This window comes from Actinomadura sp. NPDC000929, assembly GCF_040492065.1.
Classification (GTDB): Bacteria; Actinomycetota; Actinomycetes; order Streptosporangiales; family Streptosporangiaceae; genus Spirillospora; species Spirillospora verrucosospora.
Genome location: NZ_JBEUPA010000138.1, coordinates 1 through 23,582, shown reverse-complemented (window position 1 = coordinate 23,582; position 23,582 = coordinate 1). Strand labels below are relative to the sequence as shown.

General features: G+C 73.8%; 19 protein-coding genes. 9 read left to right on the top strand and 10 right to left on the bottom strand.

Features of this window, described 5'->3' with window-relative positions:
• The 3 genes from ABWI04_RS33725 to ABWI04_RS33715 form a co-directional block, all read left to right on the top strand.
• Window positions 1-683: B12-binding domain-containing protein (locus tag ABWI04_RS33725; RefSeq protein WP_353834953.1), on the top strand; the 683-nt coding region annotated here is incomplete at its 5' end.
• A 114-nt stretch (window positions 684-797) separates the two neighbouring features.
• Window positions 798-1,310, top strand: coding sequence for an RNA polymerase sigma factor (locus tag ABWI04_RS33720; RefSeq protein ID WP_345183522.1), 513 nt, complete (start codon window positions 798-800; stop codon window positions 1,308-1,310).
• Entirely contained in the window at window positions 1,307-2,281 is a 975-nt protein-coding gene (locus ABWI04_RS33715; protein ID WP_353834952.1) for a YbgA family protein, read from the top strand. The genes ABWI04_RS33720 and ABWI04_RS33715 overlap by 4 nt, the downstream gene beginning before the upstream one ends.
• 90 nt (window positions 2,282-2,371) lie before the next feature.
• Here the strand turns inward: ABWI04_RS33715 and ABWI04_RS33710 are convergent, their stop codons facing one another.
• A complete protein-coding gene (locus ABWI04_RS33710; protein ID WP_345183518.1) occupies window positions 2,372-3,856 on the bottom strand; it encodes an MDR family MFS transporter in 1,485 nt (494 codons plus the stop codon).
• Between the two features lie 197 nt (window positions 3,857-4,053).
• Here ABWI04_RS33710 and ABWI04_RS33705 point away from each other — a divergent pair, with 197 nt between their 5' ends.
• Window positions 4,054-4,779, top strand: coding sequence for an HD domain-containing protein (locus tag ABWI04_RS33705; protein ID WP_353834951.1), 726 nt, complete (start codon window positions 4,054-4,056; stop codon window positions 4,777-4,779).
• Window positions 4,780-4,850: 71 nt separating this feature from the next.
• Here ABWI04_RS33705 and ABWI04_RS33700 read toward each other — a convergent pair whose 3' ends face one another.
• From ABWI04_RS33700 to ABWI04_RS33690, 3 genes are all read right to left on the bottom strand, one after another.
• Window positions 4,851-6,125: a YncE family protein gene (locus tag ABWI04_RS33700; RefSeq protein ID WP_353834950.1), complete on the bottom strand. Its 1,275-nt coding sequence runs from the start codon at window positions 6,123-6,125 to the stop codon at window positions 4,851-4,853.
• Window positions 6,126-6,325: 200 nt separating this feature from the next.
• Window positions 6,326-7,123 (bottom strand): sigma 54 modulation/S30EA ribosomal C-terminal domain-containing protein, encoded by a 798-nt coding sequence (locus ABWI04_RS33695; protein ID WP_345183510.1) that lies wholly within the window; start codon window positions 7,121-7,123, stop codon window positions 6,326-6,328.
• A gap of 17 nt (window positions 7,124-7,140) precedes the next feature.
• The gene (locus ABWI04_RS33690; RefSeq protein ID WP_179845602.1) at window positions 7,141-7,344 is read right to left on the bottom strand and encodes a DUF1918 domain-containing protein; all 204 of its coding nucleotides are present in this window, start codon (window positions 7,342-7,344) and stop codon (window positions 7,141-7,143) included.
• A gap of 181 nt (window positions 7,345-7,525) precedes the next feature.
• On the opposite strand from ABWI04_RS33690, the gene ABWI04_RS33685 reads away from it, so the two are divergent.
• Window positions 7,526-8,479, top strand: a complete 954-nt coding sequence (locus ABWI04_RS33685; protein ID WP_345183507.1) for a ribose-phosphate diphosphokinase — start codon at window positions 7,526-7,528, stop codon at window positions 8,477-8,479.
• 78 nt (window positions 8,480-8,557) lie between these two features.
• Here the strand turns inward: ABWI04_RS33685 and ABWI04_RS33680 are convergent, their stop codons facing one another.
• Window positions 8,558-9,928 (bottom strand): erythromycin esterase family protein, encoded by a 1,371-nt coding sequence (locus ABWI04_RS33680; protein WP_353834949.1) that lies wholly within the window; start codon window positions 9,926-9,928, stop codon window positions 8,558-8,560.
• A gap of 244 nt (window positions 9,929-10,172) precedes the next feature.
• Here ABWI04_RS33680 and ABWI04_RS33675 point away from each other — a divergent pair, with 244 nt between their 5' ends.
• Entirely contained in the window at window positions 10,173-11,366 is a 1,194-nt protein-coding gene (locus ABWI04_RS33675; protein ID WP_353834948.1) for a serine hydrolase domain-containing protein, read from the top strand.
• Here the strand turns inward: ABWI04_RS33675 and ABWI04_RS33670 are convergent.
• On the bottom strand, window positions 11,351-14,959 hold the full coding sequence (locus tag ABWI04_RS33670) for a hydantoinase B/oxoprolinase family protein (RefSeq protein ID WP_353834947.1): 3,609 nt from the start codon (window positions 14,957-14,959) through the stop codon (window positions 11,351-11,353). The two genes, ABWI04_RS33675 and ABWI04_RS33670, sit on opposite strands and share 16 nt — an antisense overlap.
• Before the next feature lie 84 nt (window positions 14,960-15,043).
• Here ABWI04_RS33670 and ABWI04_RS33665 point away from each other — a divergent pair, with 84 nt between their 5' ends.
• Entirely contained in the window at window positions 15,044-15,925 is an 882-nt protein-coding gene (locus ABWI04_RS33665) for a universal stress protein (RefSeq protein WP_353834946.1), read from the top strand.
• Window positions 15,926-15,927: 2 nt separating this feature from the next.
• Window positions 15,928-17,478: a phosphoribosyltransferase family protein gene (locus ABWI04_RS33660; RefSeq protein WP_353834945.1), complete on the top strand. Its 1,551-nt coding sequence runs from the start codon at window positions 15,928-15,930 to the stop codon at window positions 17,476-17,478.
• Between the two features lie 6 nt (window positions 17,479-17,484).
• On the opposite strand, the gene ABWI04_RS33655 is transcribed toward ABWI04_RS33660, so the two are convergent.
• From ABWI04_RS33655 to ABWI04_RS33640, 3 genes are all read right to left on the bottom strand, one after another.
• Window positions 17,485-17,976 carry a DUF2267 domain-containing protein gene (locus ABWI04_RS33655; protein WP_345183493.1) on the bottom strand — a complete coding sequence of 164 codons (492 nt, stop codon included), beginning with the start codon at window positions 17,974-17,976 and terminating at the stop codon, window positions 17,485-17,487.
• Between the two features lie 117 nt (window positions 17,977-18,093).
• Entirely contained in the window at window positions 18,094-19,458 is a 1,365-nt protein-coding gene (locus ABWI04_RS33650; RefSeq protein ID WP_353834944.1) for a DNA polymerase/3'-5' exonuclease PolX, read from the bottom strand.
• Window positions 19,459-19,616: 158 nt separating this feature from the next.
• Window positions 19,617-20,732, bottom strand: coding sequence for a baeRF2 domain-containing protein (locus tag ABWI04_RS33640; RefSeq protein ID WP_353834943.1), 1,116 nt, complete (start codon window positions 20,730-20,732; stop codon window positions 19,617-19,619).
• Between the two features lie 167 nt (window positions 20,733-20,899).
• Between ABWI04_RS33640 and ABWI04_RS33635 the strand changes: the two genes are divergently transcribed.
• Window positions 20,900-22,414, top strand: coding sequence for a cryptochrome/photolyase family protein (locus tag ABWI04_RS33635; RefSeq protein ID WP_353834942.1), 1,515 nt, complete (start codon window positions 20,900-20,902; stop codon window positions 22,412-22,414).
• Here the strand turns inward: ABWI04_RS33635 and cydC are convergent.
• A partial coding sequence (gene cydC, locus ABWI04_RS33630) for a thiol reductant ABC exporter subunit CydC (RefSeq protein ID WP_353834941.1) occupies window positions 22,415-23,582 on the bottom strand: 1,168 nt, incomplete at its 5' end.

Here is a 23,582-nt window from a genome sequence, read left to right as displayed (position 1 = left end):
CGCCGCGCCGGCCGCGCGGGCACGGCGCCGGCGGCAACCGCGTGCCCGTCGGGGAGGCGCCCGCCGGAGCGGACACCGCCGAGGTGCGCGGCCTGGCCCGCGCGGCGATGTCGCTGGACGTCCCCGCCATGACCGACGCGGTCCGGACCGCGATCGCGCGGGACGGGGTCGTGCGGGCCTGGGACGGGCTGATGGCCCCGGTCCTGGTCGGCATCGGCCGCAAGCACGCGGCGGGCGGCGGCTGCGTCGAGGTGGAGCACCTGCTGTCCACGGTGGTGCTCGGCGGCCTCGCGGAGGTGCCGCCGCCCGCGCGGCCGGTGAACGTCCGGCCCGTCCTGCTCGCCTGCGCGCCGGAGGAGCAGCACAGCCTGCCCCTGTACGCGCTGACCGCCGCGCTGGCGCAGGGCGGCGTCGCGGCGAGCCTGCTGGGGGCGCGGGTTCCCGCGAGCGCCCTCGCCGCCGCGATCCGGCGCACGGGGCCGGGCGCCGTCCTCGTCTGGTCGCAGATCGCCGAGACCGGCGACCCGGACTGGCTGGCCGATCTTCCGGGCACCCGTCCCGCGGTGCGGCTCCTGGTCGGCGGGCCGGGCTGGAGGCGGGACCGGCTGCCGGACGCCGCCCGCCTCGTGACAAGCCTTTCCCAAGCCGTCACCGAGATTTTGGACGGTCCCGCGGCGCCCTGACAGGCCGCGAAAGCCGCGTCCCCGCATCGCCCTTCGCCGTGTCGGGCTCGACGCCGCCCACGGAATCGACTATGAACAAGTTTTGAAACGATTCCCTCGGGAAAGGCCCAGCTCATGAACCTGGGAGAGCGGCTCGCACGCGGGGACGAGACCGCGCTGGCCGAGTGCTACACCTCGCTCGGCCCGCTCGTCCGCCGCCACGTCGTCCGGCTCGTGCCCCGGCACGCCGTGGACGACGTCGTCCAGCTGGTCTTTCTGGAGGTCTGGCGGTCGCGCCGCCGCTTCGACACCGCGCGCGCCCTGGAGCCCTGGGTCCTCGCCATCGCCCGCAGGCGCGCCATCGACCAGCTCCGCGCCGAGGCCCGCCACTACCGCCGGACGCTCCCCCTGGAGGACCACGCGGAGCTGCCGGCCGCGCGGACGCCCGACGCCTCGCCGTCCGTGGAGACCGCCTGCGACGTCCGGGACGCCCTCGCGGTCCTGCCGCTGCCGCAGCGGCAGGCGATCGTGATGGCCCACTTCGGGCAGCTGACGCAGACGGAGATCGCCGACCGGCTGGCCGTCCCGCTGGGCACCGTCAAGGCGCGCACGGCCCGCGGCCTGCGCCGGATGCGAGAGCTCCTGTGACCGCCGCCGGCCCGTACCCGCGCCCCCGCCTCGCGGTGTCGAGCTGCCTGATGGGCGCCCCGGTCCGCTACAACGGCGGCCACAGCCGCGACCGGTTCCTCACCGACGTCCTGGACCCGCACGTCGACTGGGTCCCGGTCTGCCCGGAGATGGAGATCGGCCTCGGCACCCCGCGTCCCACGCTGCGGCTTCTCACCGACGGGCACCTCGTCGCCAAGGACGGCTCCGCCGACCACACCGCGGCGATGACCGCGCTCGCCGAGACCCGCGTCCCCCAGCTGGAGGTCCTGGACGGCTACGTGCTGAAGTCGCGCTCGCCCTCCTGCGGGCTGTTCCGCCTGCCGCGCTACTCCTCCGGCAAGCCCGGTGAGCGCACCGACGACCAGCCCGTCGACCGCCGGGGCCGCGGGGTGTTCGCCGACCTCGTCCGCGAGGCGCTCCCGGACCTGCCCGCCGAGGAGGACGGCCGGCTGCGCGACCCCGTCCTGCGCGAGCACTTCATCGAGCGGATCTTCGCGCACGCCAGGCTCCGCGAGCTCTTCGGCGCGGACTGGCGGCCCCGCGACCTCGTCGCCTTCCACAGCCGCCACAAGCTCCAGATCCTCGCCCACGACCCGTCCGCCTACCAGGCGCTCGGACGGATCGTCGCCCAGGCGGGGACCCGTTCGCGCGACGAGCTGGAGGCCGAGTACCGGCACGCGTTCAGCGCGGCGTTCGCCGTCCGTCCCAAGCGCGGCCGTCACATGAACGCGCTCCAGCACGTCTTCGGGATGCTCAGCGACCACCTCGACGACACCCGCCGCCACGACCTCCTGGCCGCCATCGACACGTACCGCCGGGGACAGGCGCCCCTCAGCGTCCCCATCGCCCTCCTGCGCCACCACGCCATGGGCGAGGGCCTCGACTACCTGACCCAGCAGACCTACCTGGACCCCTATCCCGCCGACCTGGTCCTGCGCCACTACCTGTAAGGCGGCCCCACGCCGAACGGGCCGAGGCGAGAGCAAGGCTCACCATCGGCCCGTTCGGCAGGCGTTGTCCGTCGCGCAGGCGCCACCCGCTCAGAGGGCGGCGGGCTCCAGGACGCGGTCGGCGGCTTCCGGCGCTTCCGGCGCCTCGGGCGCCTTCACCCGCTTGGGCAGCAGGAACGCGACCCCCACCATCGCCAGGGACAGTGCGGCGCTGATGACGAACGCCAGCCGCATCCCGTCGAGCTGGGCGAGCGCGGCGGCGACCCCGTCGGCCATCCGGCTCTCGGCGCGCCCCGCCATCACGGTCACCACCAGTGCCGTGCCGAAGGCCGCGGAGACCTGCTGGAGGGTGCCCAGCATCGAGCTGCCGTGCGAGTAGAGCGGGGCGGGAAGCGCCCCGAGGCCGAGGGTGAACACCGGCGTGAACGCCGCCGCCAGCGACACCATGAGCAGCGAGTGCAGGCCGAGCACCTGCCAGTACGGCATCGTCGCCGAGATCTGGGTGAACCCGCCCAGGGCGAGCACGATGCCCACCGCCCCGGGGATGATCAGAACCCGCCCGCCGAAGCGGTCGAAGAGCCGGCCCACCGCCGGGCCGAGCAGCCCCATCGCCAGCCCGCCGGGCATCATCAGCAGGCCCGTCTCCAGCGGCGTGAGGCCGCGCAGGTTCTGCAGGTAGATCGGCAGCAGGATCATCGACCCCATCATCGCCATGAAGCCCAGGGCCATCAGCAGCAGCGAGAGGGCGTAGACGGGGTGCCGCAGGACGCGCAGGTCCAGCAGGGGGACGTCGCGGCGCTGCAACCGGAGCTGGCGGAAGGCGAACACCGCGATCGCGACCGCCCCGAACGCGACGATCGACGCCGGGACCAGCGCGCCGCCCTGCCCGAACCTGCTCAGCCCGTACACCAGGGAGCCGAACCCGAGGGCGGCGGCCGCGACGCTGAACCAGTCGATGGTGCCGGCCTGCGGCTCCCCGACGTTCTCCAGCCGCGCCAGGCCGCGCCAGGCGATCAGCGCCGCGACCGGCAGCACCGCCGCGAACAGCAGCCGCCACGAGCCGAGCTGCAGGATCAGGCCCGACACCGCCGGGCCCATCGCCGGCGCGACCGAGATCGCCATGGTCACGTTGCCCATCACGCGGCCGCGGTCCTCCTCGGGCACCACGGTCATCAGCGTCGTCATCAGCAGCGGCATCATCACCGCCGTGCCGGTCGCCTGGACGACCCGCGCGAGCAGCAGCACCTCGAACACCGGCGCGACCGAGGCCAGCGCCGTCCCGGCGAGGAAGACGCCCATCGCGGTGGCGTAGGCGCGGCGGGTGGTGACCCGCTGCAGGAACCACCCCGTCACCGGGATCACCGCGGCCATGGTCAGCATGAAGGCGGTCGAGAGCCACTGCGCCGCCTGCTCGGTGACGTCCATGTCCGCCATCAGCCGCGGGATCGCGTTGATCATGACCGTCTCGTTGAGGATCACCACGAAGGTGGCCAGCACCAGCAGCCGGATCACGGCGGGCGTCCGGGAACGGCCGGGCGCGGTCTCCGGCAGCCCGCCGCTTGCGTGCTCTCGCATCGTCGTCATGCCGGGGTAGACCCGCGCCGCCCGGAGAACTCATCGCTCGACTCGATAATTCTTTCGACCGGTCGGGGGCGACTGCCCGCGACCTGCGAGAACGACGGAACCGGATGATCGCGTACGGCGTCGGACCGGTACGCGGGAACGCCCCTCCGGCCCGCGGACGGGCGCACCTCCCGCGAGAGGGGAACACGGTGCCCAGCTATCTGCAGACTCTTCCGCTCCACACGATCACCGAGGTGTACGGCGAGGCCGGACTCCGCGACCGGTTCTCCCGCGAGATCCTGCGGTTCCGGGAACCCGACTGGCGGCGGCTGAGCACGGCGCTCGCGCTGGCCGGCGACCTGCACCGGCAGGACCGCCGCGTCCGCGAGCCCGTGGTCAACCACCTGCTCCGGGTGACGCTGCGCATCATGTGCCATTACGAGACGGACGACGCGGACCTCCTCGTCGCCGCGCTCATGCACGACTCCGTCGAGGACCACCCCGCCGACCTGGCGGGAGACGGCCACGCCGACCCGGCGGAGGCCGCGCTCGGCGTCCTGTCCGCCGAGTTCGGTCCGCGCGTCGCCGAACTCGTCGGCGCCGTGACCAACCCCGTCTACGACCGCGGCGGGGACGTCCACGCCCAGTACCGCGCCCACGTCGTCGAGAGCCTGGAACGCCACCCGGCCGCCCGCATCATCAAGGTCTCCGACTTCACCGACAACGGCGTCGGCCTGATCCACACCACCGGCCCCAAGCTCCGCAAGCTGGCCCGCAAGTACCGCCCGCTGGTCCCGGAGCTCAAGGACCTGATCAACCGCCCCGACACCCCGCTCAAGGAGCGGATCAAACAGCACATCACCGGCCAGCTCGACCGCGCCGACGAGCGCTTCACGGCCATCCTGCAGGGGCACGCCGTCGCCCGGGCGTCCTGACCGCCTCCCGCCACACCGGGCACCCCGGCCTCCGCGACCGGCCCGCCCTTGCAGGGCGGGCCGGGGTGGGGTCAGCCGGTGGTGCCGGTCCAGGTGGACGGGATGCGGGCCAGGCGGACGCGCTGCGGGTGGTCGCCGACGGGGACCGAGGTGATCTTCTGGCCGGTGCCGAAGTCGATGGCGGTGACCTGGTCGGCGCCGCTCTCGGAGATGACGCAGGCGCGGCCGTCGCCGCTGACGGTGGCCCAGTACGGCTTGGACGCGGTGACGAGGGGGCCTTCCTGGAGGGTGGAGCGGTTGACGACGGTGGCGTAGTCGTCCATGGTCCCGGCGACGCAGAGCCTGCTCCCGTCGGGGCTCATCGACAGGCCGTGGTGGCGGGAGTCGTTGACGAAGGTGGTGCGGTCGTCGCTGGTCGCCGGGTTCTTCGGCAGGGTCTTCACGCGCGTGATCTTGTCGGTGGCCATGTCGTACTCCACGAGGCCGTTGAAGAACGAGACCTGGAAGTACAGCTTCGACTCGTCGGGGGACAGCACCGCGGGCCGGATCGCGTTCGAGAGGTCCTCGCGGCCGAAGGCGTCCAGGCGCGAGCGCATGTCGATGGTCTTGACGACCTTGTAGGTGGAGGCGTCGGCGACGGTGATGTGCCGGTCGCCCTTGGTCCAGTCCTGGGACGGGTCGTCGAGGTCGGTCTCGACGTTCCCGATGGACATGTTGAGGATGTACCGGCCGTCCCTGGTGAAGATGTTCTCGTGGGGCTTGTCGCCGGTGGCGAACGAGCCGAGCTGCTTGCCGGTGGTGATGTCCAGGACGTGGACGACCTTGCCGAGCGAGGCCGACACCGCGACCTTGGTGCCGTCGGGGGAGACCGACATGTGGTCGGCGCGGTAGCCGGAGACGGCGAAGCGCCACCGGACCTTCCCCGTGGTCAGGTCGATGGAGACGACGTCGCCGAAGCTGGGCCGCGAGGCGACCAGGGCGGAACCGTCGGGGGTGGAGTACAGGTCGTCGACGAGCTGGTCGTGGCCCTCGCCGGCGGTGGCCCGGATGCCCAGGAAGACGGCCAGGTTGATCGGGTTGAGGTAGATCGCGGTGAGGCGCTGGCTCTTGTCGGGGACGACGTTCACCCGGCCGATCCTGGCGAAGTCGCCGCTGGACTTGATGACGTCGGCGGTGCCCTCCCAGTTGTTGCCGACGAACATCACCTCGCGCAGGGGGGCGGCGGCGTGCGCGGCGGTCGCGCCGGCGGCGGGGGCGAGGGCGCCGGCGGCCAGGACGGCCGCGGCGGCGATGCTCCGCAGGCGACGGTGCGGTCTGGGGCGGGCGGGGGTGGTCGCAGCGTGCATGCTTGCTCTCCCGGGGGGTGGGGGTAGCCCAGAGGGGCGGGGGTGCGGAACTCTTCCGCGTGCCTTGCGGGCCGCTGAGGAATCCGCCCAAATTCGAACATCACCGTATTCAGATTTTGGTTACTGGATAGTAGGCAGGGGTGGTGGGCGCCGCAAGACCCGATGGCGGGGGATTTCCGGCCACCTGGTGGGCGCCCGCGCTACGCGGGGACGATCAGGCCGTAGTGCCCGTCGTAGCGGTGGTAGAGGACGTTGCCCCGCCCGGTCTCGGCGTCGCGGAAGAACACCCAGCGCCGGCCGGTCGCCTCCAGATGCTCGATCGCCCCCTCGGCGGTCAGCGTGGGCGCGGGGCGCGGGCTGATCGTCAGCGGGATGGCGCGGGGCGCGCCCGTCCGCTCGCGCGGCGTCGCCTGCGCCAGCCGGTAGCCGTGGTCGGCGGGGTAGATCACGCTGTCCTCGCCGGTCTCGATGTCGGTGAACAGCAGGAACCCGTAGTCGAGCACCTCCATGTCGAAGGCCGCCTCGTCGGGCGTCTCCGCGGTCAGCGTGAACGACTTGTGCCGGATCACCTCCCGCTCCTCCGGGGGCCGCGGGTAGTAGTCCGGACGGTGCGTCGGCTCGGCGCCGTGGCGCCACTCGTGCGGGCCCGTCGCAGGGCTCGTGGGGTAGGCGCCGCGGCGGGCCTCCCAGTGCCGGGAGATCCGGTCGAGCCGGTTCAGCAGCCGGTCGCGGAGCCGGTCGACGGCCTCGGTCATGCTCGGCGCCGCCACCTGCGCCCGGACCAGCCGCCCGTTGAGGTCCAGGTTGGCCTGGGCCGTCGCCGGACGCGGCCCCGCCGGTTCCGGCGACATGATCAGCTTCACGCGCGCGAACAGCACCGGCTCCGGCGCGTGCCGGAACACGGCGCTCACCTTGGAGCGCGCGTAGTCGGCGGCGCCCTCCGGCACCTTTCCCCGGCGTTCCACGGTCACCTCGGGAGCGGTCGTCGCCCCGTCCATGGCGTCCCCCCGTCGTTCTAGCGCTTCGCCCACTCGGCCGGCTGGTGCTCGATGGTGGAGTCCGAGGACGGGAAGAACGTGCTCTCGTGGCCGTCGTCCCACCGCACCAGGTAGGGCGGCTCCCCGTCCCGCCCGTGCACTTCGAGGATCTCGGCCCTGCGGGCCGCCTCGCCCACGTGGTGTCCGTGAACGATCAACCGGTCGCCTTCGCTGGCTCGCATCGTGTCCCCCTCACGTCGCGTCGATTCCATCGTGCGAGGGGGCCTCGGGACGCCACCAGGGCCAAAGGTCCATATTCCTGCAGGTCGGCCGGTATGTGGTGAGTTGGGCTATCCGGTCGAGGGAGGGGAAGAACCGGGACGAGCGGCCGACGACGGGAGGGCGATGTCCGACGGGAGGGCGATGTCCGACAGGAGCACGATGCCGACCCGGATCGTGGCGGGGACGGCCCATCCGGGCCTCGCCGCCGCCGTCGCGGCCGTGCTGGGCCTCCGCCCGGCGCCCTGCGACGTGGAGAGGTTCCCGGACGGCGAGCTGCGGCCGGTCGTGCACGGCGTCCAGGGCGGGGACGTCTACGTGGTGCAGCCCACCGGCCCCGCCGTCGACGACCATCTGGTCGAGCTGCTGCTTCTCGTTGACGCGTGCCGCCGGGCCGGCGCCGGGGCGGTCACCGCGGTCGTCCCGTACTTCGGGTACGCCCGGCAGGACCGCCGGGGCCGGGCGGGGCAGGCGGTGGGCGCCAGGGTGGCGCTCGGCGCGCTGGCCTCGGCCGGGGCGGACCGGCTCGTCGTGGTGGAGCCGCACACCGTCGCCCTGGAGGCCATGAGCCCGGTTCCGGTGGAGATGCTGACGGCCGTCCCGCTCCTGGCGGACGGGCTGGCGGAGCTGACGCCGGACGAGGCCGTGCTCGTGGCGCCCGACCTCGGCGCGGTCAAGCCGGCCGAGCACTACGCGCGGCTGCTGGGGCGTCCGGTCGCCGTGGTGCGCAAGACGCGGCTGAGCGGCGAGAGCGTCCACGCGGAGGAACTGGTCGGCGACGTGGAGGGCCGGCCCGCGGTCATCGTGGACGACATGATCAGCACCGGCGGGACGATCGAGGCGGCCGTGCGCGTCCTGCTGGCGCACGGCGCCGCGCCCGACATCGCCGTGGCCGCGGCGCACGGGCCGCTCGTGGAGGCCGCGTGGGACCGGCTCGGCCGGCTCCCGATCCGGTGCCTGCTGGTCACCGACACGCTCCCGGCGGGCGGGGCGCGGGCGGCGCCGCTCCGGGTGCGGTCCGTGGGCCCCCTGATCGCCGACGCCGTCGCCCGCCTGCACCACGGGCGGTCCCTGGAGGCCCTGCTGATGCGCGGGTGAGGCGCCGGGTCCCTCGCCGGGGGCCCGCACAGACGCCGGGCGGGCCGGGCCCCGCGGGACCCGGCCCGCCCGCGGACCCTAGTGACCCGGCCCGAGCGGGATCCCCGGGATCAGGTTGGACGGTGTGGTGTCGCGCAGCTCCACCAGGAGGCCGTAGGTGAGCCCCAACGACTGCGTGATGTCGTTCTCCTCCACGGCCGTCGGCGAGTACACCGCCGTGATGTACCGGACCTGGTGCTCCTGCCTCAGCCACGAGCGCGCCGGCTGGTCCACGGTGCGCATGTCGAGGTAGTACTTGGGGAAGGGCACGCGGTTCAGCACCTGCTCGGCGTTGATCGGCGGCGGCGGGCCCACGGTGAACCTCCGGATGTAACCGGTGTTCTCGTCGAGCGCCGTGAACGTCCCCTTGTAGAAGCTGCCGCCGATGGCGAGGTAGCGGGAGCCGAGGATCTGGCGCAGCCAGGTTCCCTGCCGCTTGAACGTGTGCGGCGGGAACTCTCCCAGGTACCCGACATGGGCGTTGTGGGCGGAGAGCAGGGTCTTGCTCTTCATATGGCGGTACCACCACACGGTGTTCAGCGCCATGGCCTCGTCGCGCGGTCCCGAGAAGTCCTCGGCGGCGTGCGTCTTGGCGATCCAGAACGCGACGTTCGCCTGCTGCTCGGCCCATTCCGCGGCCTCCCGGGGCGCGCCCCGGCGCAGGCTCTCGACCAGCCGCAGGGCCTGCGCCGCCTGGCGCTGCACCCTCAGGCGCTCCCGCCTGGGCTTGGCGTCGTACCGCCGCTCCCAGGTGTTGAGGTCGGTGGTCGGGATCAGCCCGTCGTAGAGGGCCCTGAGCTTCGGGATGAGATCGGGGCGGCCGCGCTCGCGCACGTACCGGAAGATCTCCTGGAAGATCACGATGTTCGTGAAGTAGACGTCGTCGCCCATGAACCGCACGGGCCGCTTCGGGTGCTCGGTGTTGTAGTGCCGCATCCACCTGATGAGCCGCAGGTAGTCCTCGTTGGCGAACAGGCGGTAGTTCTGCTGGAACTCCTGCCGCATGATCGCGGCCGGATCGCCCTTGCCGCGCAGGACGTACTCGTTGAGCCGGAGCCCGGTGCCCCAGTTCAGCTCCAGCATGAACGTCGTGAATCCCTTTTCCTTGACCAGGTATTCGAAGACGCGTTGCTTGAGGCTGAAGAACTCGTGCGTTCCGTGGGTGGCCTCGCCCAGCCCCACCACGGGGGTGTCGCCGATCATCCGGCCGAGCGCGTGCAGGTCGCGCGTGTCGTCGGTCGGTTCGGTGGTCAGCAGGGGATGCGCGCCCCGGTCGAGCGCCCGCACCACCGCCCGCTCGTTCCCGGGGACGGACGGCCGGGCGGACGCGGGCGACGGCGTGAGCGAGCCCACGCCGAGCGCCAGCGCGGCGACGAATGCCGGGAGTTTACCGGCGCGGAGAATTAACATATCTGCCGACCTCGCAAAAGGTGGAACGATGCGGGCCCCACGATGTGCGGCCTGAGGTGATCTTTCCATTCGTGATCTCTGGTCACCGCCCGGAAAAGGTAAACCTTGCATCGAGGTCGGTCGAATGGCGTTTATCCGGCCCATATCCCTAATCTGCGGGCCTTCCGCCGACGCCGGGTCCGGAGGGGAATCCGCGGTCACTCCGCGCACGGCAGGTCACCATGTCATCACTTAGAGTGACAACATGATGACTCTAAGGACATGCACGCGTGCCGGGAGCATCGCCTCCGCCGCCCTGGCCCTCACGGTCGCGGTGAGCGCCGCCGGCAACGCGGCGGCGGTCCGGCCGACGGGCGAGACCGGTGGCGGCGGGTCAGGTAGGGCCCTCCAGGCCGTTCTGGACGAGGCCGTGCGGGAGGGGGCCCCGGGCGCGCTCGCGCAGTCGCGCACGCCGCACCGGATCCTGAACCTCTCCAGCGGGGTGGCCGACCTCACGACCCGGCGCCCGCCGCGGGCGTACATGAAGTTCCGGGTCGGCAGCATCACCAAGATCTTCGTGGCGACCGTGGTGCTGCAGCTCGTCGCCGAACGGCGGCTGCGCCTGAGCGACACCGTCGACCAGGTGATCCCCGGCGTCGTCGAGGGCAACGGCTACCAGGGCGACAAGATCACTGTGCGGATGCTGCTCGACCACACGAGCGGCATCGCCGACTACACCGACAACCCCCGCATCGAGGAGATCGCGGTCACCGACCCGCGGCACGACTTCACCCTGCGCGAACTGGCGGAGGCGGGGCTGGAGCTCCCGCCCGACTTCCCGCCCGGGACCTCCTGGCACTACTCCGACACCAACTACGTGCTGCTCGGCATGATCATCCAGCGCGTCACCCGGCGGACGTACGTCCGCGAGATCAACAGGCGGATCATCCGTCCGCTGCACCTGCGCAGTACCTACTTCCCGGGCACGAACCCGCGGATCCGCGGCCCGCACCTGCACGGGTACACGCCCGTGGCGGACGACCCGGCGGAGCTGAGGGACACCACCGAGGTCAACACCACCTTCGCGCGCGCCACGGGCGACATGATCTCCACGGTGGGCGACCTCGACCGGTTCGACTCCGCCCTGCTCGGCGGACGGCTCCTGCCCGGACGGCTCCTGCGGGCGATGCTGCGTCCCGTCCCCGGGTCGCAGCCCTACCCCGGCAGCGACATGTTCCGCTACGGACTCGGGGCGGTCATCGCCACGCCGCCGTGCGGCGTGAAGGTGTACGGCAACGGCGGCACGCTAGACGGCTGGGAGACCTGGACGGGCAGCACGCGAGGCGGCCGGCACTCGATGTCGTTCGTCTTCACCACCGACGCCGTCAACCAGGTCCGGCTCACCGAGCAGGCGGTGACCGCCGAATACTGCTCCGCGAGGGCTCACGCCGCGCCGTAGCCGCCGCCGCCGGGCGTCTCGATGACGAAGACGTCCCCGGCGCCGACGTGCAGGGAGTCGCGGCCTTCCATCGCCGCCACGGAGCCGTCGGCGCGCTGGACCCACTGCCGGCCCAGCGCGCCAGGCCCGCCGCCGGCCATCCCGTACGGCGGGACCCGCCGGTGGCTGCACAGCGTGGTGACCGTCATCGGTTCGAGGAAGCGGATGCGCCGCCGTCCGCCGTCGCCGCCGTGCCACCGCCCCGCGCCGCCGCTCCCGCGCCGGATCTCGAAGCCCTCCAGCAGGACGGGGTAGCGCCACTCCAGCACCTCGGGGTCGGTGAGCCGGGAGTTGGTCATGTGGGTCTGGACGACGTCGGCGCCGTCGAAGCCGTCGCCGGCGCCGGACCCGCCGGCCACCGTCTCGTAGTACTGGTGGCGCTCGTTGCCGAAGGTGACGTTGTTCATCGTGCCGGAGCCCTCGGCCATCACCCCCAGCGCGGCGTACAGGGCGCCGGTCACGGCCTGGGAGGTCTCGACGTTGCCCGCCGCCACGGCCGCCGGATACCGCGGCGCGAGCATCGAGCCCGGCGGGATCGTGACGCGCAGCGGCGTGAGGCACCCCGCGTTCAGCGGGATGTCCTCGGCCACCAGCGTGCGGAACACGTACAGCACCGCGGCCATCGCCACCGACGAGGGCGCGTTGGCGTTCCCCGCCGACTGGGGCGAGGTGCCAGTGAAGTCGATCTCCGCCGTCCGCGCGCCGCGGTCGACCCGGACCGCGACCTCGATCACCGCGCCGTCGTCCAGCTCGTAGGCGCACGAGCCGTCCCGCAGCGCGGTGATCACCTGTCGGACCGCCTCCTCCGCGTTGTCCTGGACGTGGCGCATGTAGGCGTGCACGACGTCCAGGCCGAAGTGGCGGACCATGTCGCGCAGCTCGCCGACGCCCTTCTCGTTGGCGGCGATCTGGGCGCGCAGGTCGGCGAGGTTGTCGAGCGGGTTGCGGGACGGGTGGGGCGCCGAGGTCAGCAGCCCGACCGTCGCGTCCTCCCGCAGCCGGCCGCCCTCGACCAGCAGCCAGTTGTCGATCAGGACGCCCTCCTCCTCCACCCGCGTGCTGAAGGCCGGCATCGATCCCGGCGTGATGCCGCCGATCTCGGCGTGGTGGCCCCGGGACGCGACGAAGAAGGAGATCTCGGCGGCCTCGTCCGCGGCCGCCCCGGACTCGACGTCCCCGAGGAAGACCGGCGTGACGACGGTGACGTCCGGCAGGTGGGTGCCGCCGTGGTAGGGGTCGTTGAGCACGTAGACCTCGCCCGGACGCATGCCCCCGGCGGCGCGGCGGCGCTCGACGAGCTCCCTGATGGACGCCCCCATCGAGCCGAGGTGGACGGGGATGTGCGGCGCGTTGGCGATGAGCCCCCCGCCCGCGTCGAAGACCGCGCAGGAGAAGTCCAGCCGCTCCTTGATGTTGACCGAGTGCGCGGTGGCGCGCAGCCGGACGCCCATCTGCTCCGCGATCGACATGAACAGGCTGTTGAAGATCTCCAGCATGACGGGGTCGGCCCCGGTGCCGACGGCGCGCCCGCCGGGCCGGGCCGCCACCCGGTCCAGGAGCAGGTGCCCGAGGTCGTTCACCGCGGCCCGCCACCCCGGGTCGACGACCGTCGTGGCGTTGGCCTCCACGATGATCGCCGGGCCCCGGACCGCGTCGCCGGGCCGCAGCCGCTCCCGCCGGTACAGGTCGACGTCGCGCCACGCGCCGTCGACGTGCATCGGGACGCGCTCCGCCTCGGCCGGACCTTCGCCGGCCCCGGCGACCGGCGTCTCGGCCGCCCGGTCGCCGTCGCTCACCGCCTCGACCGACACGGCCTCCACGACGATCGGCTTGTCGCGCATGAGGAAGGAGAAGCGGCGCCGGTAGACCTCCTCGAACTCGGCGACCATCGCCTCCACCGTCCCGGCCCGCACCGGCAGGGCGGTGTCGGTGCCCGCGTAGCGCAGGTGGGCGCGGTGGGCCACGTGCCCGGCGTCCGTCCCCTCGCCCCGCAGCTCATCGCGCGCGTCGCGCTCCAGGCTCCCGAGGATCGCGTCCAGCTCGGGCAGCAGGTCCTCGCCCAGCGGCTCCTCCACCGCGTGCTCCCGCATGGCCGTGACGTCGGCCAGGCCCATCCCGTACGCCGACAGCACCCCCGCCAGCGGATGGACGAGCACCCGGCGCATGCCGAGGGCGTCGGCGACCGCGCAGGCGTGCTGGCCGCCCGCCCCGCCGAAGGTGGCCAGCACGTACCCGGTGACGTCGTAGCCGCGCTGGACGGAGATCTTCTTGATGGCGTTGGCCATGTTCGCGACCGCGATGCGCAGGAACCCGGCGGCGACGTCCTCGGGCGGGCGGCCGTCGCCGATCCCGCCGGCCAGGGCGGCGAAGCGGTCCCGCACGACCGCGGCGTCGAGGGGCCGGTCGCCGTCCGGGCCGAAGACGCGCGGGAAGTGCTCGGGCCGGATCCGTCCCAGCATCACGTTGGCGTCGGTGACGGTGAGCGGGCCGCCGCGCCGGTAGCAGGCGGGCCCGGGGTCGGCGCCTGCGGAGTCGGGGCCCACCCGGTACCGGCCGCCGTCGAAGCGCAGCACCGAGCCGCCGCCGGCCGCGACCGTGTGGATGCTCAGCATCGGCGCCCGTATCCGCACCCCCGCCACCTGCGTCTCGTACCGGCGCTCGAACTCGCCCGCGTAGTGCGAGACGTCGGTGGACGTGCCGCCCATGTCGAAGCCGATGACGCGGTGGAAGCCCGCCGCGGCCGACGTGCGCGCCATGCCGACGATGCCGCCCGCCGGACCCGACAGGATCGAGTCCTTGCCGCGGAACGCGTGCGCCTCCGTGAGCCCGCCGCTGGACCGCATGAACATGATCGGTGCGCCCTCCAGCTCCGCGGACACCTGGTCCACGTACCGGCGCAGGATGGGGGAGAGGTAGGCGTCGACGACGGTGGTGTCGCCGCGCGAGACCAGCTTCATCAGCGGGCTCGTCGCGTGCGACTCCGAGACCTGGGGGAAGCCGATCCGGCGCGCGATCAGCCCGATGGCGATCTCGTGGAGGGGCTGCCGGTAGGCGTGCATCGACACGATCGCGACCGAACGGAACCCGTCGTCGTAGGCGGCGCGCAGCTCGCGCTCGACCGCGGCCTCGTCCAGCGGCACCAGGACCCGCCCGTGCGCGTCGATCCGCTCCCTCGCCTCGATGACCCGCGCGTAGAGGAGCTCGGGCAGGATGATCTCCCGGGCGAAGATGCGCGGCCGGTTCTGGTAGGCGATCCGCAGCGCGTCGCGGAAGCCCTCGGTGATGACCAGGACGGTCGGCTCGCCCGTCCGTTCGAGCAGGGCGTTCGTCGCCACCGTCGTGCCGAGCCGCACGCCCGCGATCAGCTCCGCCGGGACGCGCGCGCCGGGCGCGACCCCGAGGAGGTGCCTGATGCCGGCGACGGCGGCGTCCTGGTAGCGGTCCCTGTCCTCGGAGAGGAGCTTGTGGGTGACGAGCGCGCCGTCCGGCCGCCGGGCGACCACGTCGGTGAACGTGCCGCCGCGATCGATCCAGAACTCCCAGCGCGCCGCCATCGCGACCTCCGAAACCGCTTCTACCTGGGCGTTTCCGTTCGGTGAGGATGGAAACACCCTCGCGGTAGAGGAGGGAGACGGTCGATGGAGGACCACAACCGGATGCGCTCCATCCTGATCGGCTACGACGGGTCGCCCGCCGCGGAGCACGCGCTCCGGTGGGCGGCGGGAGAGGCCCGGCTCCGCGGCCTCGCCCTCACCGTCTGCCATGTGTGGCACTGGCCCTACCCGATGCGTCCGGCGGACGAGGAGACCCTGGAGGTCGTCCGGAGCGAGGGCGCGATCGTGGCCGACGAGGGCGTGCGCAAGGCCCGCGCCTTCGCCGGCGACCTGGAGGTCCGCTGGTGCCTGGAGCAGGGGTCGGCCGCGGGCGCGCTGCTGAGGGCGTCCCGCGGCGCCGTCATCGTCGTGGTCGGCTCGCGCGGCCACGGCGGGTTCCAGGGGCTCCCGGTGGGCTCCACCGCGGTCCAGGTGGCGGCCCAGGCGTCCTGCCCGGTCGTCGTCGTGCGTTCGCCCGCGCGGCTGGACGGCGGACGGATCGTGGCAGGCGTGGACGGTTCGCCGGCCGGCGACGCTGCGCTCGGCTTCGCCGTCGAGGAGGCCGCGCTGCACCACGACCCGGTGACGGCGGTCTGCTCCTGGTGGGACCCGGCCACCCTGCCCGGACCCGACCGGGTGCCCTTCATCGATCCGCAGGCCATCAGGCACGAGGCGATCGCGCGCTTCGAGCGGGCCGTCGCGCCGTGGCGGGCCGGGCACCCCGAGGTGCTGATCGAGACCAGGTTCGTCCTGGACTCCCCGCGGCGGGCCCTGGTCAGCGCCACCCACGGCGCCGCCATGCTGGTCGTCGGCGTCCGGGGGATCGGCTCGCCGCCCCCGATGCTCCTGGGACCGGTGCCCCAGGTCGCGCTCCACGAGGCCCGCTGCCCGGTGGCGGTGGTGCCCGCACCCGAACCCGGGAGGTGACGATGCTGGACTTCGACGACCGCGCCGACGCCGGACGGCGCCTGGCCGAGCGGCTGGACGATCTGCGCGACTCGGACGCCGTCGTGCTGGGGCTGCCGCGCGGCGGGGTGCCCGTCGCGTTCGAGGTCGCCCGGGGGCTGCGCGCGCCGCTGGACGTGATCGTCGTCCGCAAGCTGGGCGTGCCGTTCCAGCCCGAGCTGGCCATGGGCGCCATCGGTGAGGGCGGCGTTCTGATCGTCAACGACGAGATCGTCCGTCTCACGGGCCTCGGCGAGGCCGACCTGGCCGACGCGCGACGGCGCGAGCAGGCCGAACTGGACGTCCGCGTCGAACGCTTCCGCCGCGGCCGCCCCCGTGCCGAGGTGAGCGGCCGCACGGCCGTCGTCGTGGACGACGGCGTCGCCACCGGCGCCACCGCGCGCGCCGCCTGCCAGGTCGCCCGCGCCCAGGGCGCCCGCCGCGTGGTCCTGGCGGTCCCCGTCGGCTCACCCGACACCCTCGCCGGCCTGCGCCGGGTCGCCGACGACGTGGTGTGCCTCCTGGAGCCGGACCTCTTCCACGCCGTCGGCCAGTGGTACCGCGAGTTCGGCCAGACGTCCGACGGCGAGGTGGTCGAGCTCCTGGAACGCGCCGCGACGCCGCCGCCCAACGCCCGGAACGACTCCGACCCGGCCGGAACCGCCGAGCCTCCCGGAACCGCGAACCCCTCCGGTGCCTCCCACCCCGGCGGAGCCACCAACCCCGGGGCAGCCTCGGAACTCGGCTGGGTCAGCCCGTACGGAGCCGCCGGCTCAGGCGGAGCCGCCGACGCTGGCGGGGCCGTCCATCCGGGCGGGGCGACCAACCCCGGCGGCGGCGCCGAGCCTGGTGGAGGCACCGGCTCGTCCCGGGCATCCGATCCTGATGCGGACGATCCGCCGGCCGTCGACGAGGAGGTGTGGATCGACGGCGGGTTCGTGGAGCTCACCGGGCATCTCACCGTCCCCGAGGGGGCCGGGGGCGTGGTGGCGTTCGCGCACGGCAGCGGGAGCAGCAGGCACAGTCCGCGGAACCGGCTGGTCGCCTCCGGGCTCAACCGGGCGGGCCTCGGCACGCTGCTGTTCGATCTGCTGACCGGCGGGGAGGAGCTCGACCGCGGCAACGTCTTCGACATCGGCATGCTCGCCGCCCGGCTCGTCGCCGCCACCGGCTGGCTCCGCGACCGGCCGGAGACCGCCGGCGCCCGCGTCGGCTACTTCGGCGCGAGCACCGGCGCGGCGGCGGCGCTGTGGGCCGCCGCCGAGCCCGGCGCCGACGTCTTCGCCGTCGTCTCCCGCGGCGGGCGCCCGGACCTGGCCGAACGCCGCCTCCGCGACGTCCGCGCCCCCACGCTGCTGATCGTGGGCGGTGAGGACCGGCAGGTGCTCGGCCTCAACCAGCGGGCCCAGCGGCGCATGCGCTGCCAGAACCGGCTGACGGTCGTGCCGGGCGCCACCCACCTGTTCGAGGAGCCGGGCGCCCTCCAGGCAGTGACCGCGCACGCCAGGGACTGGTTCCTCGCCTCCCTGCGCTGACCGGCCTCACATGACCGCCCGGGGCGCCGACGCGCGGGCCCCGGAACGTGCCGCGGCGCGCTCCTCGGGCTCGCCGCCCGGCTGGAACAGCCTGCGGAGTTCCTCGGGCAGCTTCCACAGCGCCTGCTCGACGCCTCCCGGCGCCATCTTGGAGGACACGACCTCGGTGACGACCGCCGCCGTCTTGGGCACGTCGTCGCGTCCGATGCGCGCCTGCTCGGCGTAGTGGACGATGACCTCGCGCAGGTCGTACTTGCGGGGCACGTGGCCTGGGCTCCACCCGTCGTAGTACACCCCGCGCAGCAGTTCCGGCAGCTGGGCGGCCAGATGCGCCGCCGACTCGACCGTCAGCCGGTCGCGCAGCGTGTGCATCCAGGCGCGGAGCGCCCGGTAGGCGAACCGGCGGTCCTCGGTACCGAACGCTTCGGCCACATCGGCGATCCACCGGTTGGTGGTGTCGATGCTCCGATCCAGCCCCTGTATCCCTGTGAACGTCATCGCAACGGCTCCAGAGCGGTCTCGGCGAACACGGACCATTCCAGCGTGCCGCCGCCCGAGCGCGCCGCGGCAGGGACGAAGGTCCCCAGGTGGGACGTGTTTCCGCAGGTCCGGCGGCTACGAGGACGGGCGGTGCGCCCGCAGGAAGGCGATCAGCTCGGCCGCGGGCCAGGTGTTGACGACCTCGCCCGCGGTGAGCCAGCCGCGCTGCGCCGTGCCGATGCCGTAGCGCAGATGCGCCAGGTGGGGGACGGCGTGGGCGTCGGTGTCGACGGCGAACCTGACGCCGTGGCGGCGGGCGCGGCGGACGTGCTCGGCGGGCAGGTCGAGCCGGTCGGGAGACGAGTCGATCTCCAGGACGGTGCCGGTGCGCGCGCACGCGGCGAACACCTCGTCCCAGTCGGCCTCCACCGGCGGGCGCCGGCCGATCTGCCGGGCGGTGGGATGGCCGAGGACGTCGACGAAGGGGTTCTCGCAGGCGCGCACCAGCCGCCGCGTCATCCGCTCGCTCGGCTGGTCGAAGTGGGAGTGGACCGAGGCGACGCACACGTCGAACCCGGCGAGGAAGCCGGCGGGCCAGTCCACGCCGCCGTCGGGGTCGATGTTGAGCTCGGTGCCGTGCAGCACCCGCATGCCGCCGCACCGGCCGTCCAGCGCGCGGACCTCCTCGCGCTGCGCCAGCGTCTTCTCGTCGGTCATCCGCTGCATGGCCAGGCCCGGCGCGTGGTCGGTGACGGCGTAGTAGGAGTACCCGCGCGCCGCCGCGGCGGCGACCATGTCCGGCAGGCCGGCCAGCCCGTCGGACAGGTCGGTGTGGGTGTGCAGGTCTCCGCGGACGTCGGTCTCGGCGACCAGGTCGGGCAGCTCCCCGCGCAGCGCCGCCTCGATCTCCCCGCCGTCCTCGCGCAGCGGCGGCGGGATCCACGGCAGGCCGAGCCTGGCGTACACCTCCTCTTCCGCCGCTGACACGATCTTGGCTCCGCTCTCGACGTCGAACAGCCCGTACTCCGACAGCTTGAGCCCGGCGTGGACGGCGATCTCCCGGGTGCGGATGTTGTGCGCCCGGGATCCGGTGAAGTACTGCAGGGCCGCGCCCCAGTCCTCGGGCGGCACCACCCGCAGGTCCACCTGGAGGCCGGAGCCGGTCCTGATGGAGGTCTTGGTGTCCCCGGCCGCGATGACCTGCTCGACCAGCGGCAGCGCCGTGAAGGACCGCATCAGCTCCGCCGGGCGGTCGGACGTGGCGAGCACGTCGATGTCCCCGACCGTGTCCTTCATGCGCCGCAAGGACCCGGCGAACGCGCAGCTCTCGCAGCCGGCGACCGCCGCCAGGCCGGCGACGATGGTCTCGGCCAGCTCCATCGCCGTCCCGAGCGGCACCCGCTGCTCCGCCTTGTCCAGGATCTCGATCCCGTGCCGCAGGTTCTCCTCGGTCCTGGCTCCGAAGCCGGCCAGGCCGTGCAGGCACCCGGTGTCGAGCACCGGGCCGCCTTCTGGTAGACGCGCACCTTGAACGCCTCCCCGCCGGTGATCGCCAGCAGGTCGGCGTACTCGTCCAGGAGGGCTCCCACCTCGTCGTTGACGCGCATGGCACATCCGTCCCCTCACCCTGGCCGCGGAGCCTCGGAGGTCCCGGCAGTTCAGGCATAGCGGCACAGGGCGCCGATGCCCTGCGCGGGAAGGTCCGGCGCCCCGGGATCGAGGACGCGCACCTCGGCTCCGGTGAGCACCGCGGCGCGGACGGCGACGTCCGCCAGCCGGCCGTGCTCCACCGGCCCCCCGCCCGACTCGGCGAAGGTCGCCCGCCGGTCGGACACCTGCGTCGGCGCGGGGCCGAACCAGGCCGTCCGCCGGTCGGCGGGGTCGTCGGCGACCAGCAGCGTGCCGACCCGGCCGCGGGCCAGCGCCCGCAGGGTGGCGGCCGCGCCCTCCACCGCGAGGCCGGACGGGCCCCGCGCCTCGTCCAGCCGTTCGAGCAGCCCGCGGGTCTCGTCGTCCGCCCACCGGGTCACGTGGTCCCGGACCTGCGTCTGGCGGCGCCGCCGCGCGCCGTCCCGGTTCCGCCCTCCGGAGACGTGGCCGACGGACACCTCATGGCGGACGCCCTCGGGAAGGTGCTTGGTGAGGTACTGCACGGCGCGCACGTCGCCGCCGACGAGCAGCACGTGGGCGCCGGTCTCCGCGAGGTCGTCCGCGAGCGCGTGCGCCACCCTGGTCGCGTTGTGCTCCCAGGAGTCCTCGGCGCGGTGCTGGTGGCGCGACTGGGACCAGCCGCCCGGCGCGTTGCGCACGATCTCGTCGTCGGGGCCGTCGATCGTCCTCGTGGTCGCGGTCCTCGTCCCGCCCCGGCACGTCTCGATGTCGGCGCCCTTGCGGTCGACCAGGGTGAGCACGTACGGCGGACGCTCCTGGAGCCACGCCAGCAGCGGCAGGAGCCGCGGCACGGGCCCGCGGACGGCGAGATCGGGCTGCCGCGCGTCCGGCATCTCGACCCCGACGGGCTCCGGGTCGCCGTCGGAGGCGAACGCGGCGAGCGTTCCGGACCCCGGCTCCGCCCTCGCGACCAGCCGGCCCAGCGCCTCCACGACGGCGCCGTCGGCCCCCTGCGCGCGGAGCCGTCTGGCCAGGCGTTCCCAGCGCAGCGCGGCGTCCTCCTCCCCGGGAGGCGCGGTCAGGTTGAAGTAGACCGAGGTCACCGGCCCTTCGGAGCAGAGCCGACGCAGGGTCTCGCTGGCGATTGTCTCGTCCGGCTTCATGTAGACAGCCTGTACAGCGGGCCTGCGTCCGATTAGGGACGAAAGTCCGCAGGTCGCCGGACCTTCGTGAGTCCGCCCGTAACGGACGGCGTCGCGCGCCGCCTTCGTGCGCGACGGGCCGTGCACCACACTGAGCGGGAGTCCGGGCGTCCAGGGGGAGGATCCGCGTGGCCCACGACCGCTCGAAGGACCGCTCGGCCGCCCGCTTCCACTGGCTGTTCGGTGACCAGCTGGGCCCGCACTTCCTGCGGCCGGACGCCGAGATCGTCATGATCGAGTCGCGGGCGGTCTTCCGGCGGCGCCGCTTCCACCGCGCCAAGGCGCACCTGGTCCTGTCCGCGATGCGGCACCGCGCGGCCGAACTCGGGGACCGCGTCCGCTACGTCCAGGCGGAGACGTACCGCGACGGCTTGGAACGAGCCGTGGGCGGCGCCCCGGTGACCGTCCACCACCCCACGTCCCACGCGGCCCTCGCCTTCGTGCGGGGCCTCCGGCAGGTGGAGGTCCTTCCGCCGCGCGGTTTCCTCGTCCAGCCGGACGCGTTCGGCCGGTGGGCGGAGTCCGCCGGCGGGCGGCTGCGGATGGAGGGCTTCTACCGGCAGGTGCGCCAGGACCACGACCTGCTGATGGACGGCGACCAGCCCGTGGGCGGGAAATGGAACCTGGACAGGGAGAACCGCGAGCCCCCGCCCAAGGGCGAGGCGAGGCTGCCGGTGCCCGCCCCCTACCGCCCGCGCGAAGACGAGATCGACGAGCGGGTCAGGGCCGACCTGGACCGCTGGGAGCGGAGCGGGGACGTCTCGTTCGTCGGCCGGGACGGCCCGAGGCTCTTCCCGGCCGCCCGCGCCGAGGCCCGGCGCGCCCTCCGCGCCTTCGTGGAGAAGCGCCTTCCCACCTTCGGCCTGTGGGAGGACGCGGTGCTGGCCGAGGACTGGGCCATGAGCCACAGCCTGCTGTCAGCGTCGCTCAACCTCGGGCTGCTCGACCCGGCCGAGTGCGTCGAGGCCGCCGAGGCCGCCTTCCGCGCGGGCGACGCGCCGCTCAACTCCGTCGAGGGCTATGTCCGGCAGGTCGCCGGGTGGCGCGAGTACATGTGGAACCTCTACTGGCACTTCGGCCCCCGCTACCGCGAGTCCAACGCCCTGGGCCACGACGCGCCGCTGCCGGGCTGGTTCGCCGAACTGGACGCCGGCGCCGTCCGGGCCCGCTGCCTCTCGACGACCCTGGCGCAGGTCCGCGACCGGGGCTGGGTGCACCACATCCCCCGGCTGATGATCCTGGGCAACCACGCCCTCCAGCGCGGCTGGGACCCGGCGGCGGTGACGGACTGGTTCCACCGCTGCTTCGTGGACGGCTACGACTGGGTGATGCTGACCAACGTGATCGGCATGTCGCAGTACGCCGACGGCGGCCGGATCACCACAAAGCCGTACACCTCGGGCGGCGCCTACATTAACACCATGAGCGACCTGTGCGGCCCCTGCGTGTACCGGCCCACCGAACGCACGGGGGAGCGTGCCTGCCCCTACACCGCCGGGTACTGGGAGTTCGTCCACCGCCACCGCGAGCGGCTGGCTCACAACCACCGCACCGCCCGCGCCGTCAAGCAGCTGGACCGCCTCGGCGATCTGGACGAGGTGCTGAGCGACGCTCGGCGGCGGGACCCCGACGCCGCACCCTGACTACGGGTCCTCTCCTCCGGCGCCCGCCTCCTGGAGGCGGCCCGACCGCAGGTGCAGGACCCGGTCCGCGGTTCCGGGCGGCGGCGGTGTGTGGGTGATGAGCAGGATCCCCGTCCCGGACGTGTCACGCAGAACGTCGGTGAGCAGGTCGCGGGCGGTCGCGGGGTCGAGGTGGGCGGTCGGCTCGTCCAGGACCAGCAGCCGCGCGCCGGACAGGAAGGCGCGGGCCAGCGCGATCCGCTGGCGCTGGCCGCCGGAGACGCGGGCGCCGTGCTCGCCCACGTGGGCGTCCAGGCCGCAGGGGAGGCCGGAGACCCAGTCCCAGACGCGGGCGCGGCGCAGCGCGTCGACGATCTCGGGTTCGGCGGCGTCCGGCCGGGCGAGCGCGACGTTGGCGCGGATCGTGGTGCCGAACAGGTGGGCGTGCTGGTCGACCAGGCAGACCGCGCGCCGGACGTCGTCCTGCGCGTAGTCGCGCAGGTCGTGGCCGTTGAGGGTGACGGCGCCCTCGTCGGGGTCGCGGAACCGGACGAGCAGGTGCGCGAGCGTGCTCTTGCCCGCGCCGCTCGGACCGAGCAGCGCGACCCGCTCGCCCGGGCGCAGATCGAGGTCGACGCCGTCCAGCACCCAGGGCGACCCGGCGTGGCGGGCGCGCACGCCGCGCATCCGGAGCAGGTCTCCGCGCGGCGCGGGAAGCGGGCGGGGCGGGTCGGCGGCGGGCGCCGGACGGGCGGTCAGCGCGCCCAGCCGGGCGGCGGCGCCGTGCGCGGTGAGCAGGTCGCGGGCCGCCTCCGGCAGCGGCCGGACGGCCTCGAACGCCGCGGCGGCCGCCAGCGCGAGGGCGGCGAGCAGGACTCCGGGCAGCGCGCCCCGATGGGCGGCGTTCAGCCCCACGACGAGGACGGCGAGCGTCGCCGCGGCGGTGAGCAGGGTGACCGACGCCGAGGTGAAGCCCGCGGTGCGGGCGTCGCGGCGCGCGATCCCGGCCAGGGCGGCGTCGGCGGCGCCGATCCGGCCGAGCTGCTCGTCCACCCGCCCGAAGGCGACCAGGTCGGGGGCGCCGTGCAGCAGCTCCACGGTCTCGGCGGCGCGCACCGCCCGCGCCTCGGTCCGCCGGGACGCGGCGGTGCGCATGAGCGCGGCGGCCGCGGCGGGCAGGACGAGCGCG

What these genes read in the sequence shown, in the direction of transcription:
- ABWI04_RS33720 (WP_345183522.1), top strand. Translation starts at nt 798, where the DNA reads ATGAACCTGGGAGAGCGGCTCGCACGCGGGGACGAGACCGCGCTGGCC.
- ABWI04_RS33710 (WP_345183518.1), bottom strand. Translation starts at nt 3,856, where the DNA reads ATGCGAGAGCACGCAAGCGGCGGGCTGCCGGAGACCGCGCCCGGCCGT.
- ABWI04_RS33700 (WP_353834950.1), bottom strand. Translation starts at nt 6,125, where the DNA reads ATGCACGCTGCGACCACCCCCGCCCGCCCCAGACCGCACCGTCGCCTG.
- ABWI04_RS33695 (WP_345183510.1), bottom strand. Translation starts at nt 7,123, where the DNA reads ATGGACGGGGCGACGACCGCTCCCGAGGTGACCGTGGAACGCCGGGGA.
- ABWI04_RS33690 (WP_179845602.1), bottom strand. Translation starts at nt 7,344, where the DNA reads ATGCGAGCCAGCGAAGGCGACCGGTTGATCGTTCACGGACACCACGTG.
- ABWI04_RS33685 (WP_345183507.1), top strand. Translation starts at nt 7,526, where the DNA reads ATGTCCGACAGGAGCACGATGCCGACCCGGATCGTGGCGGGGACGGCC.
- ABWI04_RS33680 (WP_353834949.1), bottom strand. Translation starts at nt 9,928, where the DNA reads ATGTTAATTCTCCGCGCCGGTAAACTCCCGGCATTCGTCGCCGCGCTG.
- ABWI04_RS33675 (WP_353834948.1), top strand. Translation starts at nt 10,173, where the DNA reads ATGATGACTCTAAGGACATGCACGCGTGCCGGGAGCATCGCCTCCGCC.
- ABWI04_RS33670 (WP_353834947.1), bottom strand. Translation starts at nt 14,959, where the DNA reads ATGGCGGCGCGCTGGGAGTTCTGGATCGATCGCGGCGGCACGTTCACC.
- ABWI04_RS33665 (WP_353834946.1), top strand. Translation starts at nt 15,044, where the DNA reads ATGGAGGACCACAACCGGATGCGCTCCATCCTGATCGGCTACGACGGG.
- ABWI04_RS33660 (WP_353834945.1), top strand. Translation starts at nt 15,928, where the DNA reads ATGCTGGACTTCGACGACCGCGCCGACGCCGGACGGCGCCTGGCCGAG.
- ABWI04_RS33655 (WP_345183493.1), bottom strand. Translation starts at nt 17,976, where the DNA reads ATGACGTTCACAGGGATACAGGGGCTGGATCGGAGCATCGACACCACC.
- ABWI04_RS33640 (WP_353834943.1), bottom strand. Translation starts at nt 20,732, where the DNA reads ATGAAGCCGGACGAGACAATCGCCAGCGAGACCCTGCGTCGGCTCTGC.